The 19012-nt window shown below is 59.1% G+C and carries 23 protein-coding genes; 9 read left to right on the top strand and 14 right to left on the bottom strand.

The genetic code is table 11. The annotated features are described in order from the left end of the window. Positions 1 to 75 precede the first annotated feature (75 nt). Positions 76 to 1323, bottom strand: a complete 1248-nt coding sequence (locus AC4PTT_RS12585) for a cytochrome P450 (RefSeq protein WP_492161301.1) — start codon at positions 1321 to 1323, stop codon at positions 76 to 78. Positions 1324 to 1566: 243 nt separating this feature from the next. Here AC4PTT_RS12585 and AC4PTT_RS12580 point away from each other — a divergent pair, with 243 nt between their 5' ends. From AC4PTT_RS12580 to AC4PTT_RS12560, 5 genes are all read left to right on the top strand, one after another. Further along, positions 1567 to 2199 (top strand): ATP-dependent Clp protease proteolytic subunit, encoded by a 633-nt coding sequence (locus AC4PTT_RS12580; protein ID WP_113154934.1) that lies wholly within the window; start codon positions 1567 to 1569, stop codon positions 2197 to 2199. 318 nt (positions 2200 to 2517) lie between these two features. Beyond that, positions 2518 to 3792, top strand: coding sequence for an ATP-dependent Clp protease ATP-binding subunit ClpX (gene clpX / locus AC4PTT_RS12575; protein WP_206549073.1), 1275 nt, complete (start codon positions 2518 to 2520; stop codon positions 3790 to 3792). A 326-nt stretch (positions 3793 to 4118) separates the two neighbouring features. Continuing rightward, a complete protein-coding gene (lon, locus tag AC4PTT_RS12570) occupies positions 4119 to 6542 on the top strand; it encodes an endopeptidase La (RefSeq protein WP_297557690.1) in 2424 nt (807 codons plus the stop codon). Between the two features lie 257 nt (positions 6543 to 6799). Further along, the gene (gene hupB, locus AC4PTT_RS12565) at positions 6800 to 7075 is read left to right on the top strand and encodes a DNA-binding protein HupB (RefSeq protein WP_113154937.1); all 276 of its coding nucleotides are present in this window, start codon (positions 6800 to 6802) and stop codon (positions 7073 to 7075) included. Between the two features lie 150 nt (positions 7076 to 7225). Then, complete coding sequence (locus AC4PTT_RS12560; RefSeq protein WP_492161300.1) at positions 7226 to 7582, top strand: hypothetical protein; 357 nt, start codon at positions 7226 to 7228, stop codon at positions 7580 to 7582. 118 nt (positions 7583 to 7700) lie between these two features. Here AC4PTT_RS12560 and AC4PTT_RS12555 read toward each other — a convergent pair whose 3' ends face one another. After that, on the bottom strand, positions 7701 to 8147 hold the full coding sequence (locus tag AC4PTT_RS12555; protein WP_297557684.1) for an acetyltransferase: 447 nt from the start codon (positions 8145 to 8147) through the stop codon (positions 7701 to 7703). Between the two features lie 332 nt (positions 8148 to 8479). Continuing rightward, positions 8480 to 8845, bottom strand: coding sequence for a hypothetical protein (locus tag AC4PTT_RS12550; protein WP_492161299.1), 366 nt, complete (start codon positions 8843 to 8845; stop codon positions 8480 to 8482). Between the two features lie 617 nt (positions 8846 to 9462). Between AC4PTT_RS12550 and AC4PTT_RS12545 the strand changes: the two genes are divergently transcribed. After that, positions 9463 to 9792, top strand: a complete 330-nt coding sequence (locus tag AC4PTT_RS12545) for a hypothetical protein (protein ID WP_492161298.1) — start codon at positions 9463 to 9465, stop codon at positions 9790 to 9792. Between the two features lie 40 nt (positions 9793 to 9832). Further along, a complete protein-coding gene (locus AC4PTT_RS12540) occupies positions 9833 to 10288 on the top strand; it encodes a hypothetical protein (RefSeq protein ID WP_492161297.1) in 456 nt (151 codons plus the stop codon). Between the two features lie 183 nt (positions 10289 to 10471). Here AC4PTT_RS12540 and AC4PTT_RS12535 read toward each other — a convergent pair whose 3' ends face one another. Further along, positions 10472 to 10870 carry a hypothetical protein gene (locus AC4PTT_RS12535; protein WP_492161296.1) on the bottom strand — a complete coding sequence of 133 codons (399 nt, stop codon included), beginning with the start codon at positions 10868 to 10870 and terminating at the stop codon, positions 10472 to 10474. Positions 10871 to 11079: 209 nt separating this feature from the next. Between AC4PTT_RS12535 and AC4PTT_RS12530 the strand changes: the two genes are divergently transcribed. Further along, positions 11080 to 11400: a hypothetical protein gene (locus AC4PTT_RS12530; protein ID WP_492161295.1), complete on the top strand. Its 321-nt coding sequence runs from the start codon at positions 11080 to 11082 to the stop codon at positions 11398 to 11400. Positions 11401 to 11567: 167 nt separating this feature from the next. Here AC4PTT_RS12530 and AC4PTT_RS12525 read toward each other — a convergent pair whose 3' ends face one another. The 9 genes from AC4PTT_RS12525 to AC4PTT_RS12485 all read right to left on the bottom strand — a co-directional run bounded on the left by AC4PTT_RS12525 (position 11568) and on the right by AC4PTT_RS12485 (position 18504). After that, positions 11568 to 12506, bottom strand: a complete 939-nt coding sequence (locus AC4PTT_RS12525; protein WP_492161294.1) for a hypothetical protein — start codon at positions 12504 to 12506, stop codon at positions 11568 to 11570. Between the two features lie 245 nt (positions 12507 to 12751). Then, complete coding sequence (locus AC4PTT_RS12520) at positions 12752 to 14773, bottom strand: hypothetical protein (RefSeq protein ID WP_492161293.1); 2022 nt, start codon at positions 14771 to 14773, stop codon at positions 12752 to 12754. 10 nt (positions 14774 to 14783) lie between these two features. After that, positions 14784 to 16403 (bottom strand): terminase large subunit, encoded by a 1620-nt coding sequence (locus tag AC4PTT_RS12515; protein ID WP_492161292.1) that lies wholly within the window; start codon positions 16401 to 16403, stop codon positions 14784 to 14786. Further along, on the bottom strand, positions 16403 to 16789 hold the full coding sequence (locus AC4PTT_RS12510; protein ID WP_492161291.1) for a phage terminase small subunit P27 family: 387 nt from the start codon (positions 16787 to 16789) through the stop codon (positions 16403 to 16405). Before AC4PTT_RS12510 ends, AC4PTT_RS12515 begins: the two co-directional genes overlap by 1 nt. After that, positions 16786 to 17100, bottom strand: coding sequence for a phage head closure protein (locus AC4PTT_RS12505; RefSeq protein ID WP_492161290.1), 315 nt, complete (start codon positions 17098 to 17100; stop codon positions 16786 to 16788). Before AC4PTT_RS12505 ends, AC4PTT_RS12510 begins: the two co-directional genes overlap by 4 nt. Position 17101: 1 nt before the next feature. After that, a complete protein-coding gene (locus AC4PTT_RS12500; RefSeq protein WP_492161289.1) occupies positions 17102 to 17521 on the bottom strand; it encodes a DUF3168 domain-containing protein in 420 nt (139 codons plus the stop codon). Beyond that, positions 17518 to 17991, bottom strand: coding sequence for an HK97-gp10 family putative phage morphogenesis protein (locus tag AC4PTT_RS12495; protein ID WP_492161288.1), 474 nt, complete (start codon positions 17989 to 17991; stop codon positions 17518 to 17520). The genes AC4PTT_RS12500 and AC4PTT_RS12495 overlap by 4 nt, the downstream gene beginning before the upstream one ends. After that, the gene (locus AC4PTT_RS12490; RefSeq protein ID WP_492161287.1) at positions 17933 to 18250 is read right to left on the bottom strand and encodes a head-tail connector protein; all 318 of its coding nucleotides are present in this window, start codon (positions 18248 to 18250) and stop codon (positions 17933 to 17935) included. Before AC4PTT_RS12490 ends, AC4PTT_RS12495 begins: the two co-directional genes overlap by 59 nt. Then, the gene (locus AC4PTT_RS12485) at positions 18247 to 18504 is read right to left on the bottom strand and encodes a hypothetical protein (RefSeq protein ID WP_492161286.1); all 258 of its coding nucleotides are present in this window, start codon (positions 18502 to 18504) and stop codon (positions 18247 to 18249) included. Before AC4PTT_RS12485 ends, AC4PTT_RS12490 begins: the two co-directional genes overlap by 4 nt. A gap of 104 nt (positions 18505 to 18608) precedes the next feature. Between AC4PTT_RS12485 and AC4PTT_RS12480 the strand changes: the two genes are divergently transcribed. Continuing rightward, positions 18609 to 18803, top strand: coding sequence for a hypothetical protein (locus AC4PTT_RS12480; RefSeq protein WP_492161285.1), 195 nt, complete (start codon positions 18609 to 18611; stop codon positions 18801 to 18803). Between the two features lie 2 nt (positions 18804 to 18805). Here AC4PTT_RS12480 and AC4PTT_RS12475 read toward each other — a convergent pair whose 3' ends face one another. After that, positions 18806 to 18955: an HNH endonuclease gene (locus AC4PTT_RS12475; protein ID WP_492162612.1), complete on the bottom strand. Its 150-nt coding sequence runs from the start codon at positions 18953 to 18955 to the stop codon at positions 18806 to 18808. Positions 18956 to 19012 lie beyond the last annotated feature (57 nt).

Genomic DNA, 19012 nt, shown 5'->3' with positions numbered 1-19012 from the left:
GCGACTGATCGCGAATGCAATAACGGCGCGGGCTGAAAGGCCCGCGCCGTTTCTTATTGCAGGGAGGTGGGGGCGCTAGGAGGCGTCCCAGACGCAGTCCAGCCGCTCCAGTCCGTGAAAATGGTAGGTGTCGCCATAGACCGGCGGCGTCTTCAGGGCGAGCGAGGGCAGGCGCTCGAACAAAACCTTTAGCCCCACCTGCATTTCCAGCCGCGCCAATGGCGCGCCGATGCAGAAATGAATGCCCGCGCCGAACGACACATTCTTCTGGTCGGGGCGACCGGGGCGGAAACTGCGCGGCTCCTCGAAAGCCGTCAGGTCGTTGTTGGCTGCGCCCAGAAGCAGGCCGACCGTCTCGCCGGGCTTCAGGGTCAGGCCCGGAGCGACCTCCACCGTCTCATAGGCATAGCGGGTGAACATGTGCAGCGGCGGATCGTAGCGCAGGCATTCCTCCACCGTTGCCGCCGCTTCCGCGTCGGAGCCGAAGAAGCGCCGCGGATCGCCGCCCTGCGCCAGCAGGGTCGATACGGCGTTGCCCAGCTGGTGCACGGTTGCCTCATGCCCTGCGTTCAAAAGAAGAATGGCCGAGGAGACAAGTTCATCCTCGCTCAGCCGTTCGCCATCTTCCTGCGCGGCGATGAGCAGGCTCAGCAGATCATCGCCCGGTGTGGCGCTGCGCTTTCTGGCGTAGTCGCGGATGAAGGCGGCGAAGTCGCGCGCGGCCTCATCGGCGCTGCGCTGCGTCTCTTCGTCAGAGCCGTGCATATACATGGCGACCATGCGATGCGACCATTCCACGAGCTGCGGCCCCATATCCGTGGGCACGCCCAGCATCTCCGTGATGATCACCAGCGGAATGGGCGTTGCATAGGCTTCAAGCAGCTCCGCTTCGCCGGTCTGCTCAAAACCGTCGATCAGCGTGTGGCAGAGCGTCTCTACGCGGGGGCGCAGCCGCTCGACCTGGCGTGAGACGAAGGCGCGGTTGACGAGCTTCCTGAGCCGTGTGTGCACGGGCGGCTCGATCTCAAGCATCGAGTTGGCTTCGATGGCGTCGAAATGCTTCAGATGCGTGCGCGTGGCCGGATCGGGCTTCTGGTCGGCGGGTTGCTCGCGTCCAAGGCGCCGGTCGCGCAGGGCGCGGTTGACGCTTTCATAGTCGGTCAGGCACCAGAAGCCGAAGTCGTCCCAGAAGAACGCGGGCGCATGGGCGTGCAGATAGGCATAGGCCGGGTAGGGATCCTGAACGAAGTCCGGATCGTGCGGATTGAGCCGAACGGCTTTGCGGTCATGATCGTAGAGGAGGTGGGCTGGTCTTTGGGGCATGATGGTGCGGTCCGGCTTGATGGGCGCCTCAAGGGGGGCCCGATGGGTACATTGCGTCGCGCGCAGGGCGCGGTATGGGCCTGTCAGAACCGGCGAATCGGACGCCGGCGATCATCAAGATAAAGGCTTGCTCTTGCGTCGGGGGAATGGGGCATCATATCTATCCCGTTGAACCAAACGATTCTGCCGCTTTTGCGTGCGCCAGCCAATCGGGCGTGCGACCTCAAACCGAAAGGTGTTTTCATGCCGAATCCCGTCGATACCGCCATGAATCTGGTGCCCATGGTCGTCGAGCAGACGAACCGGGGTGAACGGGCTTACGACATCTTCTCGCGCCTCCTCAAGGAGCGCATCATCTTCATCACCGGCCCGATCGAGGATAGCATGGCCTCGCTGGTCTGTGCGCAGCTCCTCTTCCTCGAGGCAGAGAACCCGAAGAAAGAGATCGCGCTCTACATCAACTCGCCGGGTGGCGTGGTGACGTCGGGCATGGCCATCTACGACACGATGCAGTTCATCCAGCCGCCGGTCTCCACGCTGTGCATCGGCCAGGCTGCGTCGATGGGCTCGCTGCTTCTGTGCGCCGGCCACAAGGACATGCGCTTTGCGACGCCGAACGCGCGCATCATGGTGCATCAGCCTTCGGGCGGCTTCCAGGGCCAGGCGTCCGATATCGAGCGCCACGCGCAGGACATCATCAAGCTCAAGCGTCGTCTGAACGAGGTCTATGTCCAGCACACCGGCCAGGATTACGACACGATCGAGCGCACGCTTGACCGCGATCATTTCATGACCTCGGACGAGGCGCAGGAGTTTGGCCTGATCGACAAGGTCGTCAGCTCCCGCGACACGCCCGAGAAAGCAGCCGAATCCTGATTCGGAACGCGGCTTTTGCAATCGGTCTGCCCGGCCTTGTGCCGGGCATGGCGCGGTTTGGCCGGCATTTGCCGCCGATTGCGTCATTTCCGTCACATTTTTGTGTTTGCAGCCGGTGTGTGAACGCCTACGTTAAGTCTATATTGAGTTTCCAGATCCAAGGTCTGGACAGGGGCTCGGTATGGTTGCCGCGTTTTCGGATTTGTGTTTCGTTTCGAGGACAGAGCGTGGACCGCCCGGGGCTATCGTGCTCCCGGGCACCATGACCGCCCGGCAAGTGCGGGTCGACCTGCCGGTGGTAGTGAAAGGACGTAAGACATGAGCAAGGCCAGCAACGGCAGCGGAGACTCCAAGAACACGCTGTACTGCTCCTTCTGCGGCAAAAGCCAGCACGAAGTCCGCAAGCTTATTGCGGGACCCACTGTCTTCATTTGTGACGAGTGCGTCGAACTGTGCATGGACATCATCCGCGAGGAAAACAAATCCTCGATGGTGAAGTCGCGCGAGGGCGTGCCCACACCGCAGGAAATTATCGAGGTGCTGGACGATTATGTGATCGGTCAGGCGCATGCCAAGCGCGTGCTGTCTGTGGCCGTCCACAATCACTACAAGCGCCTGGCCCACGCATCCAAGAATGCCGAGGTCGAACTCGCCAAGTCCAACATTCTGCTGATCGGCCCGACCGGTTGCGGCAAGACGCTTCTGGCCCAGACGCTGGCGCGCATCATCGATGTGCCCTTCACCATGGCCGATGCGACGACGCTGACCGAGGCCGGTTATGTGGGCGAGGACGTCGAGAACATCATTCTCAAGCTGCTTCAGTCGGCCGACTACAATGTCGAGCGGGCGCAGCGCGGCATCGTCTATATCGACGAGATCGACAAGATTTCGCGCAAGTCCGACAATCCTTCGATCACGCGGGATGTTTCGGGCGAGGGCGTGCAGCAGGCGCTGCTGAAGATCATGGAAGGCACGGTCGCTTCCGTACCGCCGCAGGGCGGTCGCAAGCATCCCCAGCAGGAGTTCCTGCAGGTGGATACGGCCAATATCCTGTTCATCTGCGGCGGCGCTTTTGCCGGCCTCGACAGGATCATTTCCGACCGTGGCCGCAAGACCTCCATCGGCTTCGGCGCGACGGTGGCCTCTCCGGAAGATCGCCCGACGGGCGAGCTGTTCCGTCAGGTCGAGCCGGAAGATCTTCTGAAATTCGGTCTCATCCCCGAATTCGTTGGCCGTCTGCCGGTTCTGGCGACGCTTGAGGACCTCGACGAGGCTGCACTGGTGCAGATCCTCAGCGAGCCCAAGAATGCGCTGGTGAAGCAGTATCAGCGTCTGTTCGACATGGAGAATGTCGAGCTGACCTTCCACGAGAACGCGCTTGCCGCGATTGCCCGCAAGGCAATCGAGCGCAAGACCGGCGCCCGTGGCCTGCGGTCGATCATGGAAGCGATCCTGCTCGACACGATGTTCGAACTGCCGGCGCTGGAAGGCGTCCAGGAAGTGGTGATCTCCGATGAGGTGGTCGCCGGCAATGCTCGCCCGCTCTACATCTATGCGGAGCGCGAGCAGGAAAAAGGCAATGCGAGCGCCTGACGATTGTTCGGCGTTTCGATGTGCAAAGCGTTTCAGCGTCACCGGGGCTCCGCTTCGGTGACGTTGTGTTGTCTGCACTGTTCTTGTCCACCGTTTGCCCAGATCGAGAAGCCTGAAGGGCGCTTGCTGTGTGTCCGGCCCATGCATCATGCGTAAGCCCTTGATCTTCTCGGTCCATGTCTCCAACTAAGGGGGGAGCAAAGGTGGGGTGGTTTCCATTCACGCATCGCGCGACAATGCGGGTGCTTCTGGTGGATAACGCTCTGGCCGGATAGACTGAAGTCCGCGGCTGGCTCTTGAGCGGCTGCGGTTTGAAAGGCTGAAACATGACTGATACCCCCAAGACCGCTGGTGGTGCTCTGTATCCCGTGTTGCCCCTGCGCGACATTGTGGTGTTCCCGCATATGATTGTTCCGCTCTTCGTCGGCCGCGACAAGTCGATCAAGGCGCTGGAAGAGGTGATGGGCGCCGAGCGTCAGATCCTGCTGGCGACGCAGATGAACGCGGCGGACGACGATCCGGAGCCGAGTGGCATCTATGATATCGGTACGCTGGCTAACGTTCTGCAGCTCCTGAAACTGCCCGACGGCACGGTGAAAGTGCTGGTCGAGGGCACGTCGCGTGCGCGTGTTTCGCAGTTCAGCGATCGTGAAGAGTTTCACGAGGCAACCGCCGATCTGCTTCCCGAGCCGGAAGAAGACCAGGTCGAGATCGAGGCGCTGGCGCGTTCGGTGGTCTCGGACTTCGAGAATTACGTCAAGCTGAACAAGAAGATTTCGCCCGAAGTGGTCGGTGCGGCGAACCAGATCGAGGATTACTCGAAGCTGGCCGATACCGTTGCCTCGCATCTGGCGATCAAGATCCCTGAAAAGCAGGAAATGCTGGCCACGCTCTCCGTGCGTGAGCGGCTTGAAAAGGCCATGGGCTTCATGGAAGCCGAGATTTCCGTGCTGCAGGTGGAAAAGCGTATCCGCAGCCGCGTGAAGCGGCAGATGGAGAAGACCCAGCGCGAGTACTATCTGAATGAGCAGATGAAGGCCATTCAGAAGGAGCTCGGCGAGGGCGAGGACGGCCGCAACGAGGCTGCCGAGCTCGAAGAGCGGATCAAGAAGACGAAGCTCTCCAAGGAAGCGCGCGAGAAGGCCGAGGCCGAGCTGAAGAAGCTCAAGACCATGTCGCCCATGTCGGCCGAGGCCACCGTGGTGCGCAACTATCTCGACTGGCTGCTCTCCATTCCGTGGAAGAAGCCGAGCAAGATCAAGAACGATCTCGAATTTTCCGAGAACGTGCTCGACACGGACCATTTCGGTCTCGAGAAGGTCAAGGAGCGGATCGTCGAGTATCTGGCGGTGCAGAGCCGTCAGAAGAAGCTCAAGGGCCCGATCCTGTGCCTCGTCGGACCGCCCGGCGTCGGCAAGACCTCGCTCGCCAAGTCCATCGCCAAGGCCACCGGACGCGAATATGTCCGCATGGCGCTCGGCGGCGTGCGTGACGAGGCCGAGATCCGTGGTCACCGCCGCACCTATATCGGCTCGATGCCCGGCAAGGTCATCCAGTCGATGAAGAAGGCGCAGAAGTCCAACCCGCTCTTCCTGCTCGACGAGATCGACAAGATGGGCATGGATTTCCGTGGCGATCCGTCTTCGGCCCTGCTCGAGGTTCTCGATCCCGAGCAGAACTCGACCTTCATGGATCACTATCTCGAGGTTGAGTACGACCTGTCGAGCGTGATGTTCGTCACCACGGCCAACACGCTGAACATTCCGCCGGCGCTGATGGACCGTATGGAGATCATCCGCATCGCCGGTTACACAGAGGATGAGAAGGTGGAGATCGCCAAGCGGCATCTTCTGCCCAAGGCCGTGCGCGAACATGCGCTTGAGCCGCAGGAGTTCTCGGTGAGCGACGGCGCGCTGCGCGAGATCATCCGCACCTACACCCGCGAAGCGGGCGTGCGTAACCTTGAGCGTGAGCTGATGAAGCTTGCCCGCAAGGCGGTGACGGAGATCCTGCGCAACGCCAAGAAGGATGGCGGCAAGGAAAAGGTCGAAGTGACCGAGGAAAATCTGGCCGACTATCTGGGCGTTCAGCGTTATCGCTTCGGTCAGGCCGAGGGCGAGGATCAGGTCGGTGTGGTCACCGGTCTGGCCTGGACCGAGGTTGGCGGCGAGCTTCTGACCATCGAAGGCGTCATGATGCCGGGCAAGGGCAAGATGACCGTCACCGGCAATCTGCGTGACGTGATGAAGGAATCGATTTCCGCAGCGGCGTCCTACGTCCGCTCGCGCGCGGTCGATTTCGGCATCGAGCCGCCCGTGTTCGACAAGAAGGACATCCACGTGCACGTGCCGGAAGGCGCGACGCCCAAGGATGGCCCGTCGGCCGGTGTCGCCATGGCGACCTCCATCGTGTCGATCATGACCGGCATCCCGGTGCGCAAGGACATCGCCATGACCGGCGAGATCACCCTGCGTGGCCGTGTGCTTCCCATTGGCGGTCTGAAGGAAAAGCTCCTGGCGGCGCTGCGCGGCGGCATCAAGAAGGTGCTGATCCCCGAAGAGAACGCCAAGGATCTGGCTGACATTCCCGAGAACGTGAAGAACGGTCTCGAGATCGTGCCCGTCAGCCGCGTCGGCGAGGTGCTGGAACATGCTCTCGTGCGGATGCCCGAGCCGATTGAATGGGTCGAGCCTGCGGAGCCGGCCAGCAAGGTTGGCGTTGGAAATGAGGGGCCTGCCGTCGCCCATTGACGGCTTGCCCTGAACCGGTTCGGCAAAGCCGCCGAGCCGGTGCAGCACAAGGGATTGCGCCACTTTGTGGCCGCAATTTCGCTAAAATCGACAAAAGCCGGGCTTTGTGCCCGGCTTTTCTGTCGAAAACCCCGGAAAACATGGGTTTGCGAGTAGTTTTTGATCATTTCTTGCTTGGTCGGGACACTTGTTCTCCCTAGACTGCCTCAAGCTGAGTGAGTCGCATCACTTGGTCCTTATCAGGAAGGGGTAATTACATGAACAAGAACGAGCTCGTATCCGCAGTCGCAGAAGAGGCCAACCTCTCCAAGGGCGACGCCCAGTCCGCGGTCGATGCGGTTTTTGCCGTTATCGAAGGCGAACTCAAGAAGGGTGGGGACGTGCGTCTCGTCGGCTTCGGAAACTTCTCCGTTTCTCGGCGTGAGGCTTCCACCGGCCGCAACCCGCAGACCGGTGCCGCAGTTCAGATCCCGGCCCGCAACGTGCCGAAGTTCTCGGCCGGCAAAGGCCTCAAGGACGCAGTCAACGCCTGATTGCGCCCTTTTGGGAATACAAGAAAAGCCGGGTTTCGACCCGGCTTTTCTTTTGTCTGCTGTTCAGTTGCACGCTTGCCCGTTGGGCTTGTCGCAGGGTGGGCGATCTGCATTATGCAGCGCATTGTTTGCGGTCGGGGAGGGCCGATGATGAAGCGCATATTGGTGGCTTTGGCGGCCGCGATCCTGTCAGGCCCGGCGCTGGCGGATGAATTCCGGGAACTCGAGCCGGTACTATTTTCCATGTCACGTGATCTGCGGCCTGATGAAGCTGCCGAATACGCTTTCTACATCAGGAAGAAGGGGCATGACTGCCAGCTTGCGCTGACGGCGGAACTCGTTGAGGAAAGCGGCGACTTTTCGCGTTTTGTCGAGAAGGTTCTCTGCAGGCTTGAGGATGATGCGGCGGGAGTGCAGCCGGCTGCCTATCGCGTCGAGGGCGACGATGATGCGGCGACGATTCTCATCCGCCCGTGGACCGACGCCGATACCGAGAAATACCGATAGAATCGTTCAGCCCGTCAACGTAGCGCTGTGATTCTTGTGCGGGCGGTGAGAAACGCCTGAATTCGCTCAAAGGTGAAGATTCGCAGTGATCCGGCAGCCCGCTCGGGCGTCGGGCGCCTCAGACCGCGCGCAGTGTCATATGCAGGAGCGGGTAAGGACGGCCTCCACCGTCCCGTGGCGAGCGTGCATGCACCGCAAAGCCCATTCTGCGGTAAAAGGCGAGCGCCTGCCCGTTCTGCTCGTTCACGTCCAGCGTGAGGCGATTCCCGGCGATTTGGCGGGCATGGGTAATGAGAAGCCTGCCAAGCCCCTTGCCACGCTCCTCAGGGGCCACAAACAGGCTGTCGATGTGCGATTTGTCGATTCCCATGAAGGCCAGTGGAGAATCGCGCTCATCAACGGCGACCCAGAGAGACGCGCAGGGCAGATATTTCTCCGCGACGTCCCGTTCGATGGCGCGGAAGTCGGATTCGGCCAGAAAATCGTGAGTCGCACGCACCGAGCCCCGCCAGATCTCGATCAGGTCGACCAGATCGTCCTTTCGGGCTTTGCGAATCTCAGCCACACCGGCTCCATGCGGGAAAAACAGCACTCATAGCCTGAGTGTCCGCGTATGGCGGGGCAGGAAAAGCGCAAAAGTGAGGGAGGGAATGGTGGGCGATGAGAGACTCGAATTGTCATTTCTCTCATCGGATTTTGTGTAAGTTATTGAAATAAAAGTCATTTTAAATTAGGAATAAATTCATTTTGTAACATTGTAATGGGCTTAAAACTGGACGTAGAACTTGTGGAAATCCCGTAACCTGGCGACTATGACGAAGCTTCAGTAACTCCTGTCGGTCGGAATAGTCAGATCGGGGTGTAGTGAGATCGCGTGTCGCAAGGAGGCATTTATTTCTATTCGGGTAGAGCGCTGTCGACAAACTCGTCGTCAAGGGGGGAGAATTCGCGGTGGAACTGGCGAAGTGGTGTGGCCCACATCTTGCCGCTTTTCCAGTTCGCAACTCGATATAGAACAAACGGTGTGCCTTCCGGGTAGCGATAGTGTGCTGCCCGTATAAGAACCTCGACGCTGAAGGCTAGTCTACCTTCCATATTGTCGGCCTGGGACGCCGACACAAGCCTAGCTTCAAGGTTCTCACGCACGATTATGAGAGCGCCGCTAATCGACTTGCCGCCAGTGAGGTCATCGTGAGCCGGAACGACGCCGCTCACATGATAAATTCGCTCGGTTTCACGGTCGATGAAGGCCTCGCCGATCATGGATTTTACCTTTGAATACCTATGGCAACGTCGCTGCGTATAAGTCGCAGCCGTGGTGTGCCTGGTCAAGGCGCAAAAGCAAAACCCGCCGTGGTGAGCGGCTGTGCCTGGAGGCTGGCGGAAATTGCTGACATGAAGAGTCTACCATTGTAGGTGGCAGAAATCTTGACACGCGAGTTCGCCCTATGATCGGTTCCCATCGGGTTGTCACCTGGGGGAATCGATATTGAAAAGACTGACTATTGTTGCGGCAGTGCTGGCGCTGACCGGGTGCCAGACGGCGGCCGATCGTTTTGAACAACAACGGCCGGCGACCAGTGCCGAGAAAGCATCAATCATCTCGGGTGCAAGGGAGGTAATGCGCGATCCCTATTCGATCCGAGATGCTGAAATCTCCTACTTCGTTCCAGACGTGACGGGGAAGAACGGACACATCTGCGTCAAGGTGAACGCGAAGAACGCCATGGGCGGCTATACGGGGCGTAAGGGGTGGCTTATCGCAATCGTCAATGGTCAAGCGGTGACGCTTGGGAAGGGCATCCAATGTGCAGCCTTCCGCAGATGCGCTATCACCCTTTTCCGGAAGCCTACAAGCTCCGCAACGTGTAGAGTTCGCCATGAGCAACAATCCCGGAAAGAAAGGCAAGCCCGCGCCATGGATAAAGCGCGCCACAGAACATCGTCAGCGGGCGCTAGAGCAATACAGGCTCGCGAACCATCCTGAGTATGCAGAGTGGTCAAATCGGCGTTCAGAGGCGGGCAAATCCTTTAGGCAGGAAACAGGCGCTGACGACTTGTTGAATCCCGATTTCTCCAAGGCGATGAAAGCTGCTGACAAGCGCTTGCGGGCTTGGGATAAGGCCAATCCGTCACCGATGTCATGGGAGGATCACAAGCGCCTTGAAGCCGAGTTTGCGGGGCAATACGTGCCACGGGACTTCTCATAGGTGCTTCAACGCAGTCCGCAGAGGTTAGCCCAGAAACAACATGGAATTCATTTCGTTCTTGCTTTCTCTATTTGGTCTTGGGCGCGATGCGCAAAGCCGGATCGTTGACAGACGGAACGAAATCGCGCGGCTGAATTCCGAAGTGGCTGGCGAGGTTGGCCGTGCTCTTGACACCATCGCTATGGCGACACCACGCCTCTTGCATCGGTGTGTCACGATCTGCCCGGAAGACCCTTCCATAGGTGAGAGTTGCGCCCAGATGCTTGCCACCCTGCGAAGTCAGGCGGAAGCGCTAACTGCCCAGGCGGCAGGGCTGAAACAGCAAATCGATGCGGAGGCAAGCGCAACAGATTGGGACAAACTCCTGAGGGATTTGCACGAGTGGCGGGCTACAGCAACGCGCCTATGCCCGTGGGTTGAAGCTGTGATTAAGCGTTTCGATGACGCTCTTGATGAAGAGCAAGCACGACGGGCTGGTGGCAGCGGACATGCTTGAACTCATCATCGGGGATCTATTTGTGTGACTCATCGCGGCGCGCGCCGGTCGACGGTGGGTTGATCGCGAGATCAGAGGTGGCAGGTTCTGGCAGACGTGGAACGCTCGCTAGGGTTTGCACCAGGCGAACGAGCCCGCCGTGTCTCTTCGGCGGGCTTCTGGTAGGCGTCGAGGATCGGGTAGCTATTCCGCTGCAATCTTCTTGGCGAGTTCCCAATCCTTCTTATTGTCCAGGACGTGTCCGGCCAGGTATCCGACCGCAAATCGGTATTCGCTGGCACGCTCCGGGTTCGCTTTCGCGGCAATCTCTACAGCCGTAATCAAAGCAGCTATCTGCTTCCGTTTATGCTCACGATTGAACCTCTCACGCCCCTGGTGCTTTGCGTTCAGAATCTTGGCCAAAGCAGGGGTAGTCGCCATCTGCGCGGCTTCGTCAGCGATGCGTTCCGGCCAGATTCCGCCGGTTTCGCCAAGCAGTTCTATGATTACGCTCTTGAGGTCTGGCTGCATGATTGTCGGCTGCGCCTGGCGCAGTGCTTCAACCAAGGCGTTGTATTGGTCGTCTGGCAGATAGACATTCATAATTCTTGCTCCGGTCTTTTTAAGATAGCCGGGAGCATGAATCATTTGCTCTGTTCTGTCCACCTCGGAATTAAAAAATTGATAATAAAAACAATAACTTAAGTCAGTGCTGACTTACTTTTCTAATTGCCGGCTGATTTGGCTTGTCCGAAACGTATTGATCTGCATGATGCGTCGGCGGCAGGTTATTGCAGCCGGGAGGGGCAGGCATGAAACGCATTCTGGTGGCCGCGGCAATCGCGGCCATTTCCTATCCGGCCCTGGCGGATAGTCCGCTCAACATCGAGCGGGATTACGACTACTTCGGGTTCAAGCCGTATTCGACCTATCTTACTAAGCGCGGCTTTGAATGCCCGGAAGTCAAGAAGGTCATCATCATGCAGATGACCTATGATCCCGAAGAGATGACCGTCGAGAAGGTCTATTGCGGCTCATACAATTCCGATGAGATCGATGAGACGATGGGGCCATATCGGATCGAACAGAACTATACGAGAGACCGGGTTCGCGCGTCCGTGTGGGAAGATTGAACGAGAGAGCGCGTCTATTGCGGCCCGTTTGGCTATAGCAATGACCAGATCGACGACAGCATCGGATCGTATCGCTTCTTCATAGATCTAGACACCGGAGACGTGAAGGTCAGCAAGTGGCCTGAATAGCCGAAAAGGGGAAAGCCACCAGGCGGCTTTCCATCCCTCTACAGCTCTTGAAGCAACTGGATCACTTCGGCGCGTTTGGCGGTATAGAGAGCGTCTGCTGCCCGGCGTGTGCCATTCGTGGCAAAAAGCCAATCGCCGGAGATGGGGCGCTCAAGCGTTGCGAGCCATCCCTTCTTGGGGCGCATGAATATGCATCTCTTCATGCAGTAGTTTGCCCAGACAACGGAAGGCTGGTCATCCGTCTTGCATTGATGCTGGCGCACTTCATTCCATTCCCCGCCAGCCAGACGTAGCGCCTTACGCGCGCGCGCTTTCTCTTCGCCGGAAATCTGAATTTCACCGTGAATATGGAGCCGCCTCTTATCGGAGGTCTCGAATGCAAACCAGAAGTCTACCTTCCTACCCAGTGCGGCCCGTAAGCGTCGGGAAATGCGCTTGGCAAGCCAGTCTGCGGATTTTGCTTCGCTGCGCGTCTTCTTCTCGACTTCTTCAGAAAGGTTGAGCGTAAAGCCGCACAGAGCCCCGGAGGATTTCAGGCCGTAGTGATACCACTCGGCCGCTGCCTGGTCGCTAAGGTTGCTCCAAGGGGCGGGGAGGCGGTGTTGCGTGAGTCCCGGTAGCTCTGCTGCATACTGTCGCCAGAAGCGCGCGGTGCGCTGATCTTCCTCGTCGGTGAGTTCTTCTCGGATGAGGGGCGAAGTGCTTCTTTTGTGGTGTGAGGCTGCTTGGAGGTGAAGCAGTGGGTAGGTGGGGTGGTTGGGGGTTTCATACGTAACTGAAGTCCCGCCGCTCTCAAGCGTCCGGCCAAGAGCCGCAAGGGCCCGGAAGAGTGGGCGAAACTTGGCGTCGCGATAGGGGGATTTGAGGCGCTTGGAATTTATCTTTTTGTCAGAATTGGCGCGTGCATACCCTGGTTTGCCCTTCGCACTTTGTGCGTGACAAGATTCCACGGAGTCTGTATAATTCTGCGCATACAAAGAAAACTCTCCTCTAAAGACCGGTCGCCGTCGGGAAACTGTGACCGGTCTTTTTATTATAGCAGTTTTAGAGCGCTGCTGTTCTCGTTTTTTATTATCTCAGCGAAATATCGCCAATGCCTGGATGGTTCCGAAGGCTCTTTGTCTAGAGCGGCTTCAGAGAGTCAGTGACGGGCGTTCTCTGTTTTTGTGGGAAGAACACCGGATAGCGCCTGAACCCGCGCTGGTGAGTCTCTGTGTGGATTTTAGCGCCGGTTCGGGTTGAGCATGTTGCCGGGGCGCATCTGCTTGCGCATCTCCTCGACAACGACGCCGCGCACCGTGTGCTCCATCTGCTTGCCGACCTTCTTGGCCAGGTCGTTGTTTTGTTCTGGCGTGCCGGCAGAGCCTTCCACCTTGATCGAGGTGTTGACCGCGATTTGCTGCACCGGGGTCGATGCCGTGCCGGTGGGAATTTGTGGGCCGCGAAGCGCGGGTGCAGCGCCAACATATCCGCCGGCAGAGAACCCCGGCACTTGGCCGGCGTTCATGGCGTCTAGCGCTGGAACACCGATCCGGCGTGTTGCCTCCTGGTTGAGGACGTATTCGCCACGGTGGACAACACCCGCTGGTTCATACTTTCCGCCGGGGCCGGTGTAGCCGCCGCTGGCATAGCCGGGTGCGCGACCGCCGACCAGTCCACCAGATGAAAAGCCGAACATGCTCATGAGCGGCTTCACGATGAGCATCTGAATCAGCAAATCAATCAGCTTGTCGGTGATCTTGCCGAGCGCGTTGGCAAAAGCGTCGGACGCACTTTTGCCCTGTCTCAGATCGGAGACGAACCCAGAGACCAGAGAGCCGCCAAAGTTGGCCCAATCCTGTGCCTGCTGCTGGGCTTCTTCCTGCTTGTCTGCCAGTGCTTCGGCTTCGCGTGCCGCTGCCGAGTAGTCCTGCGCCAGAGCATCAATCTGGGTTTCCAACTGAGGTGTGATGCCAAGCCCTGCCTGTTGTGCGGCCGTAAGCAGCTCATGCTTCATGCGCGCCTGTTCAACAGCCATGGCCTGTTGCTGGTAGGTGCCGGTCGCGTTGCGGCGGGCTTCGCTTTCGGCCTGCAATTCAGCGATGCGCTCGCGAATTTGGTCAACTTCACGCTGATAGGTGTCGGCGCGAGATGAACCTTTGCTAGTTCCGCTACCGCTACCTCTACCGCCACGGCCGCTGGTGCCACTACTACCGCCGTTGCCGGCGCCGGTTGCTGGAATGACTGTGGTGTTTGCAGCGGTCTTCGCTGCCTGGCCGTATCGCTGGCGCAGGGCTTCAACGATCTCCGCATCGGCCTTCTGGATCTCACCCATGTGCGCCTGCGCGACGCGGGCGCTCGGTGTTAGCTCATCGCTGCCCGGATTGAAAACACCTTCACCTGGCACATACACCGCGTCGTCAGCGCCTACCTTTCCGGCGAGCCATTGGAAGAATGGGCTGTTCCCAAGCTCGCCAAGCTTCGCGCCCAACTGATCCAGAAAGCTGACTGCGGTGAGGATCGCGGACTTGGAATTGATCTCGAAGTTGCGCCAAAGGATTTCAAATTGGTCATCCAGCTCCTCCGCTTTGCGCAACAGCTCTTCATCAATTACGCCGCCCGCGTCTTCAGCCGCGTTCGCCATGCCGTTGATGGCCTGTTCGCCACCTTTGAGAGCCGTAACAAACTCGCGGCCAGCACGGTCGCCAAAAGCTTCCGTGGCCAGCGTAAGCTGCTCTTGTTCAGAACCTGCATTTGAAATGAGTCTGGCATAGTCGCGCAACAGGGCTTCGGTCGTTCGGAAGCGGCCGTTTTGGTCTCTGATCGCAACGCCATTTGCCTTCAGGATTTCGCCCAGACGATTACCACGTGTGCCAGCTTCGCCGATCTTTTCGGCGAATGTTGCCATGCCACGTTCAAACGTGTTGGCTTCGACGCCCGCTAGGTGCATGCCGAATTGCAGTTCCTGAAACGCCTTGGTGGTCAGGCCGACGCGATCCGCCGCTTTCGCCAAGCTGGACGCTTCCCTGATAGTATCAAGTGTTTTCGCAAAGACGGCGGCAGGGGCGGCGGCTGCGGCCAGTGACGCGGCAATGCGTGTCGCGCTGCTCGACAGGTGGCGCTCCATGCGGTTGCCTGCCACTTGGGCGCGTCTCTCCATCGCCCGGAACCGCCGGTCGGTCTGCTGCTGTGCGCGCTCAAAGTTGCGCATGTAGCGCTCAAAGCGCGCTTCAAAGGTAAGAAGAAGCTGCTGGCCGTCATTCATCGTTCAATTCCTATGCTGCTTCGGCCATGAGCCGGTCAAAGTCGTCGGTGTCCATGTCGAGGAAGGATTTGCGGCTGTCGTTCATGCTTGCGCGGGAAACAGCCATGGCGGCGGCAACTGCGCCGTCAATGCGGTCGGTCTTTCGGCCCTTGTGCATGCGGGGAAAACCGCTATCGCCGCGTGACACGACAACGCTATCGAAGTGATGGCGGAGGATCGAGTGCCCGCCATGGCGAAGCACCCGGCCGTTCACGATGCGCTCAAGGTCGGCGATTGCCGGTCCCATGGTGAGCGGTCCCTGTCTCATCTCGACGGCCGGCAGACCATCGTCGTGCAGGTGCTGCATGATCATGCGCGCGTCGTAGGGGTCGAAGGCGATTTCTTGCACGTTGAACCGGGCGCAAAGCTCGCGAATGTGCTTCTCGATTTCCTCCGGCTCGATCACCGGCCCGTCAATGACGTTAATCAGGTCGGCGTCGCGCCACTGTTCATATGGCACACCGTCACGTTCTGCGCGGCCTTTCAGGTCGTCTCCGGGAACGAAGAACCAAGGGTGGACTGTGATGCGGCCATCGTCATGCCGCCATGCGGCGACAACGGCGGTAAGGTCGCCAGAGCGGGACAGGTCAACGCCGAGGAAGCATGGCAGTTCTTCAAGCTCGGCAAGGTCGAACGGTATTTCGCCAGCGTCATAGGTCGCCATGTCGAACAGCGGGTCGCGGGAATGCGCCTGCCAGATATTTAGGTTGAATTGCCTGAAGGCGGCACGGTCGGCTGGCCGGTGCTCGGCTTCCTTCGCTGCGGTGCGCAGCGCATTGAGGTTTGGAAAGCCGTGTTGCAGGCCGGGATTGACGCGATGCCATAGGGCTTCATCCTGCCAATCATTGTCATTGGCCGCTTCAAAGATGATTGGCAGATAAGCCGGGTTCACGATCTCGCCGGACGCCACGCGCCGAGCGTAGTCATACTGCTCAAAGCCGATGTTTTCGGAACCGCGTCCGGCTGTGGTGGCGATCACCATCAACGTGCCACTGGTCTTCACCATGCCGGATTTCAGCGCTTCCCAAAGGTCGCGGCCCTTCCACACATGGATTTCGTCTACCAGCACAAAGGCGGGTGTCTTGCCGTGTTGCGCTGCGCCGTCGCTGGAGATTGCCTGAAGCTCTACGCCTTCGGCCTTGTAGACGATCTTCTTCGCGCTGTTGTGCGCGTCATAGATACGGGTCGCGGCGACAAGGCGCTTGTCCATGCGAACTATGTTCGCGGCTTCTTTGAAGCCAAGGCCGGCCTGCTCGCGGTCGGAGGCCGCAAAGATTACCTGTCCGGCTGGAACCTTCTCCGGGCCGATGGTGTGAAGCAGGGCGAGGGCTGCGGCGAGGCTGGTTTTACGGTTCCCGCGCGGGATCATCCAGAAGACAGTTTCCACGATCCGGCGGCCATCAGGATGGCGAGGCCCATAAATGCGGCGAATGATGCGTTCCTGCCAGTCATAAAGCTGGAAGCCGTTCTTCGGCGCGTTGCTGTTCGGATGCTTCAGACGACGAAGAAACGTTACCGCGCGCTCGCCATAGCCGAACGGGTCATCAATTGGGCTGCCGTCAAAAATCCATTCGGGATACGTGCTCGCCATCACGTCACCGAAAGCGGGTTGTCAGTATCATCGTCGTCGTTGCCTGCTGCGCCTACGCGGGTGCGGGAAACAGGTGACAGGCCATACTCGGCGGCAAGCTGCCGGGCCGTCTGCATGGCGCGGTTCTGCATGCCGAAAAGGGTCTTGTCCAAACCACCGGCAGCAAAGAGGCGTTCAATCTCGCGGACGCGGCCGGTTGCCACGCAATAGTTTTCGACGCCGGTCAGGTCGGCTTTGGTTATGATCCGATCCGCAATCAGGCGCGGCATGATCCGCTTCCACTCAGCACGTGCTTCAGGCGTCATCCATTTGGGTGCCGGCGGCGCTTTGCGTAGCGGCTCGCGATCCGGGGAGAGCGTTGGCTTTATGCCGCGAAGGTGGGTCATGCCGTCACCACCGCGCGAAGTTCAAGGCCGCGCCTACGGCCGATCTCTGTCACTTCCTTGAGGTCATAAAGCTGCCCGGCATAGGCAACGCGGTCGGCTGTGTTGATGTCTGCAAGATAGCGAATGCGGAAAACGATTGTGCCGCTTTCGGCCTCGCCGAAACCGGTCAGGAATTCAGTGGTCGATTGCGTCACGATCTGCGCGCGCACCGTGGCAGTTCTTGCCCAGGTGGTGTTCACGGCACCCGTTTCCGAAACCGTCTCGGCCTTGCGCTCAATGGAAATGACGCGATTCAATTGTCCTGCACGCATGTCAGACACTCCACCGGATGACGGCTTCCACGGTAATGACGCCATGGGTGTAGGCTTTGTCCGGGTCGGGGTCGCGCATCCATCGCACTGCCGGCAAGCGGAACTCATCAAACGCAAACCCTTCGGCATTCGGAGCGTCTTTAAGTGTGTTGCAGACCGCAAATCCGATAGCTTTCGCGGTGTTCACGCCATCTTCCAGCGCCCAGATATGCAGGTCGAGGAAGACGCGGGCCGTATACTGCGGGCCGGAAGCGTTGCCGAGATAAGTAGTTTGGCCGTTCGCCATGATGATGCATGGCAGGCTATTTGGGCGTGTGCTGCCGTTGCGGATATGGACGGCCGGCACAAGCTCGGCCACTGCTGGCGCTGCGATAAGCGCCGAACGGATCGCGGTTTGAAGGGCAAGCGTTGGCTCAATCATTTTTGCTTCCACTCTTTGCGCGCGGTGCGACCAAAGGCATTTGCTGCGCCGCGTTTGATCTGATCGCGGTGCAGGCGGTAGGCCGGGAAGAAGAATGGCTGTGCTTCCATCTTCACCGTGCCGTGTTCCAGATGATGCGGGTATCGAACCTCTGAATTGCCGGCCGTCACCAGAACCTGATTTTCGTCAGCAATGCGGGAGCCGCCGGGCTGTGAATGCGGCGGTGTAGATTGGCCGGGCAATGTTACCGCAATGGATTCCTTCAGATGACCTTCATCCTCCGGCGCAAGCATGGCGGCCGCGTCAGCGACTTCCTGCGCGCCTTTGATGAGGCGTTGCATGGCGGCTTCCTTGGCGGCTTTTCTCACGCGCTCCATAGCAGCGAGCGTCGAGGCGAGCCCGTTGCTGGACTTACTCGCCATCGGTCGAACCTTCCTCACCAAACCACTTTTCGCGGTATGCGTTGGCAATGCTGGTGACGCCAAAGGGCGATATCTGCATCGCCACGCCGAAGGAAACGGCTTCACGCTGCTCGTAATAGAAGGCGGTCTGCTTCAGAACGGCTAGCTTCAGATCGTCGGGCAGGGGATCAATGTCCGAAAGCGGCTTGCCGATGTAGTTGCCAAGGAACGTCTCGGCAGCGCCGATGTAGAGCGCGATAAGCTCATCGTCGTCCGTTCCGGTAATGTTCATATGCGCTTTTGCGAGCGCAGGGCTCACTATGCTCATGCGATCCGTGCCTTCTCAGAAAAAGTTATTTCGGGTGTCTCTTGCGCGGTCGTCCCCGCGCCGGTCCCCGCAAAGGGCAGGGAATTGACAACTACCCCCCGGCTGATCTGTTCCCGCGTTGGGATGGCAAGCGCCTGCTCCATCGTCCATCCACGTTTACGGCGCTGATAGATCGTGGACACTGTGACGCCGCTCATCTCTGATAGTTCGCTCATTGTGTAACGGACACCACGAAACTTATGCAGCGTAGTCATCTATCGCTCCCATCATGTAGCGGAGTTCTCCGCCCTAATGCTCGACACGCATCAATTGAATCGGATACGGACGTGCAGAGAATTACGCGGATGGGTTTCAAGTAATGAGCATTGAAGAGCACGGCGACTACTACATTGAGCAACGCACGGTGACTGATCCAAGCGGAGAACGTCATCGAATTTTCGACGTGGGACATATTATCGAGGTGGGCGGCAAACGGCTCCCCAAACACCTCTCTGAGCGCAGTTTTTGGAACCGCGCAGAGGCTCTGAAATGGATAGAGAGCCAAGCTAAGTAAATTCACGGCCGGGGTCTCCATTCCTGTCGCTGCTTCACGCTGTTGTGGCAGCGGGTGCAAAGAGACTGCCAATTCTGGCGGTTCCAGAACAATGCGCGGTCGCCACGGTGCGGAATGACGTGGTCAACGGTGGTCGCAGGTGCGGCGCACATACGGCAGTCGGGATAGGCCGCCAGGTGTTCAAGGCGGGCCTTGCGCCAGTTGTGGTT

It is taken from the genome of Nitratireductor sp. WH36-1, from assembly GCF_058725515.1.
This window is presented reverse-complemented; position numbering and strand designations above follow the sequence as displayed.

Bases quoted from the DNA above. Each gene is read 5' to 3' on its own strand.
- clpX (WP_206549073.1), top strand. From the start codon at position 2,518: ATGAGCAAGGCCAGCAACGGCAGCGGAGACTCCAAGAACACGCTGTAC.
- AC4PTT_RS12535 (WP_492161296.1), bottom strand. From the start codon at position 10,870: ATGAATGTCTATCTGCCAGACGACCAATACAACGCCTTGGTTGAAGCA.
- lon (WP_297557690.1), top strand. From the start codon at position 4,119: ATGACTGATACCCCCAAGACCGCTGGTGGTGCTCTGTATCCCGTGTTG.
- AC4PTT_RS12475 (WP_492162612.1), bottom strand. From the start codon at position 18,955: ATGTGCGCCGCACCTGCGACCACCGTTGACCACGTCATTCCGCACCGT.
- AC4PTT_RS12500 (WP_492161289.1), bottom strand. From the start codon at position 17,521: ATGATTGAGCCAACGCTTGCCCTTCAAACCGCGATCCGTTCGGCGCTT.
- AC4PTT_RS12530 (WP_492161295.1), top strand. From the start codon at position 11,080: ATGAAACGCATTCTGGTGGCCGCGGCAATCGCGGCCATTTCCTATCCG.
- AC4PTT_RS12580 (WP_113154934.1), top strand. From the start codon at position 1,567: ATGCCGAATCCCGTCGATACCGCCATGAATCTGGTGCCCATGGTCGTC.
- AC4PTT_RS12515 (WP_492161292.1), bottom strand. From the start codon at position 16,403: ATGGCGAGCACGTATCCCGAATGGATTTTTGACGGCAGCCCAATTGAT.
- AC4PTT_RS12510 (WP_492161291.1), bottom strand. From the start codon at position 16,789: ATGACCCACCTTCGCGGCATAAAGCCAACGCTCTCCCCGGATCGCGAG.
- AC4PTT_RS12585 (WP_492161301.1), bottom strand. From the start codon at position 1,323: ATGCCCCAAAGACCAGCCCACCTCCTCTACGATCATGACCGCAAAGCC.
- AC4PTT_RS12520 (WP_492161293.1), bottom strand. From the start codon at position 14,773: ATGAATGACGGCCAGCAGCTTCTTCTTACCTTTGAAGCGCGCTTTGAG.
- AC4PTT_RS12560 (WP_492161300.1), top strand. From the start codon at position 7,226: ATGAAGCGCATATTGGTGGCTTTGGCGGCCGCGATCCTGTCAGGCCCG.
- AC4PTT_RS12540 (WP_492161297.1), top strand. From the start codon at position 9,833: ATGGAATTCATTTCGTTCTTGCTTTCTCTATTTGGTCTTGGGCGCGAT.
- AC4PTT_RS12490 (WP_492161287.1), bottom strand. From the start codon at position 18,250: ATGAGCATAGTGAGCCCTGCGCTCGCAAAAGCGCATATGAACATTACC.
- AC4PTT_RS12505 (WP_492161290.1), bottom strand. From the start codon at position 17,100: ATGCGTGCAGGACAATTGAATCGCGTCATTTCCATTGAGCGCAAGGCC.
- AC4PTT_RS12550 (WP_492161299.1), bottom strand. From the start codon at position 8,845: ATGATCGGCGAGGCCTTCATCGACCGTGAAACCGAGCGAATTTATCAT.
- hupB (WP_113154937.1), top strand. From the start codon at position 6,800: ATGAACAAGAACGAGCTCGTATCCGCAGTCGCAGAAGAGGCCAACCTC.
- AC4PTT_RS12545 (WP_492161298.1), top strand. From the start codon at position 9,463: ATGAGCAACAATCCCGGAAAGAAAGGCAAGCCCGCGCCATGGATAAAG.
- AC4PTT_RS12485 (WP_492161286.1), bottom strand. From the start codon at position 18,504: ATGACTACGCTGCATAAGTTTCGTGGTGTCCGTTACACAATGAGCGAA.
- AC4PTT_RS12480 (WP_492161285.1), top strand. From the start codon at position 18,609: ATGAGCATTGAAGAGCACGGCGACTACTACATTGAGCAACGCACGGTG.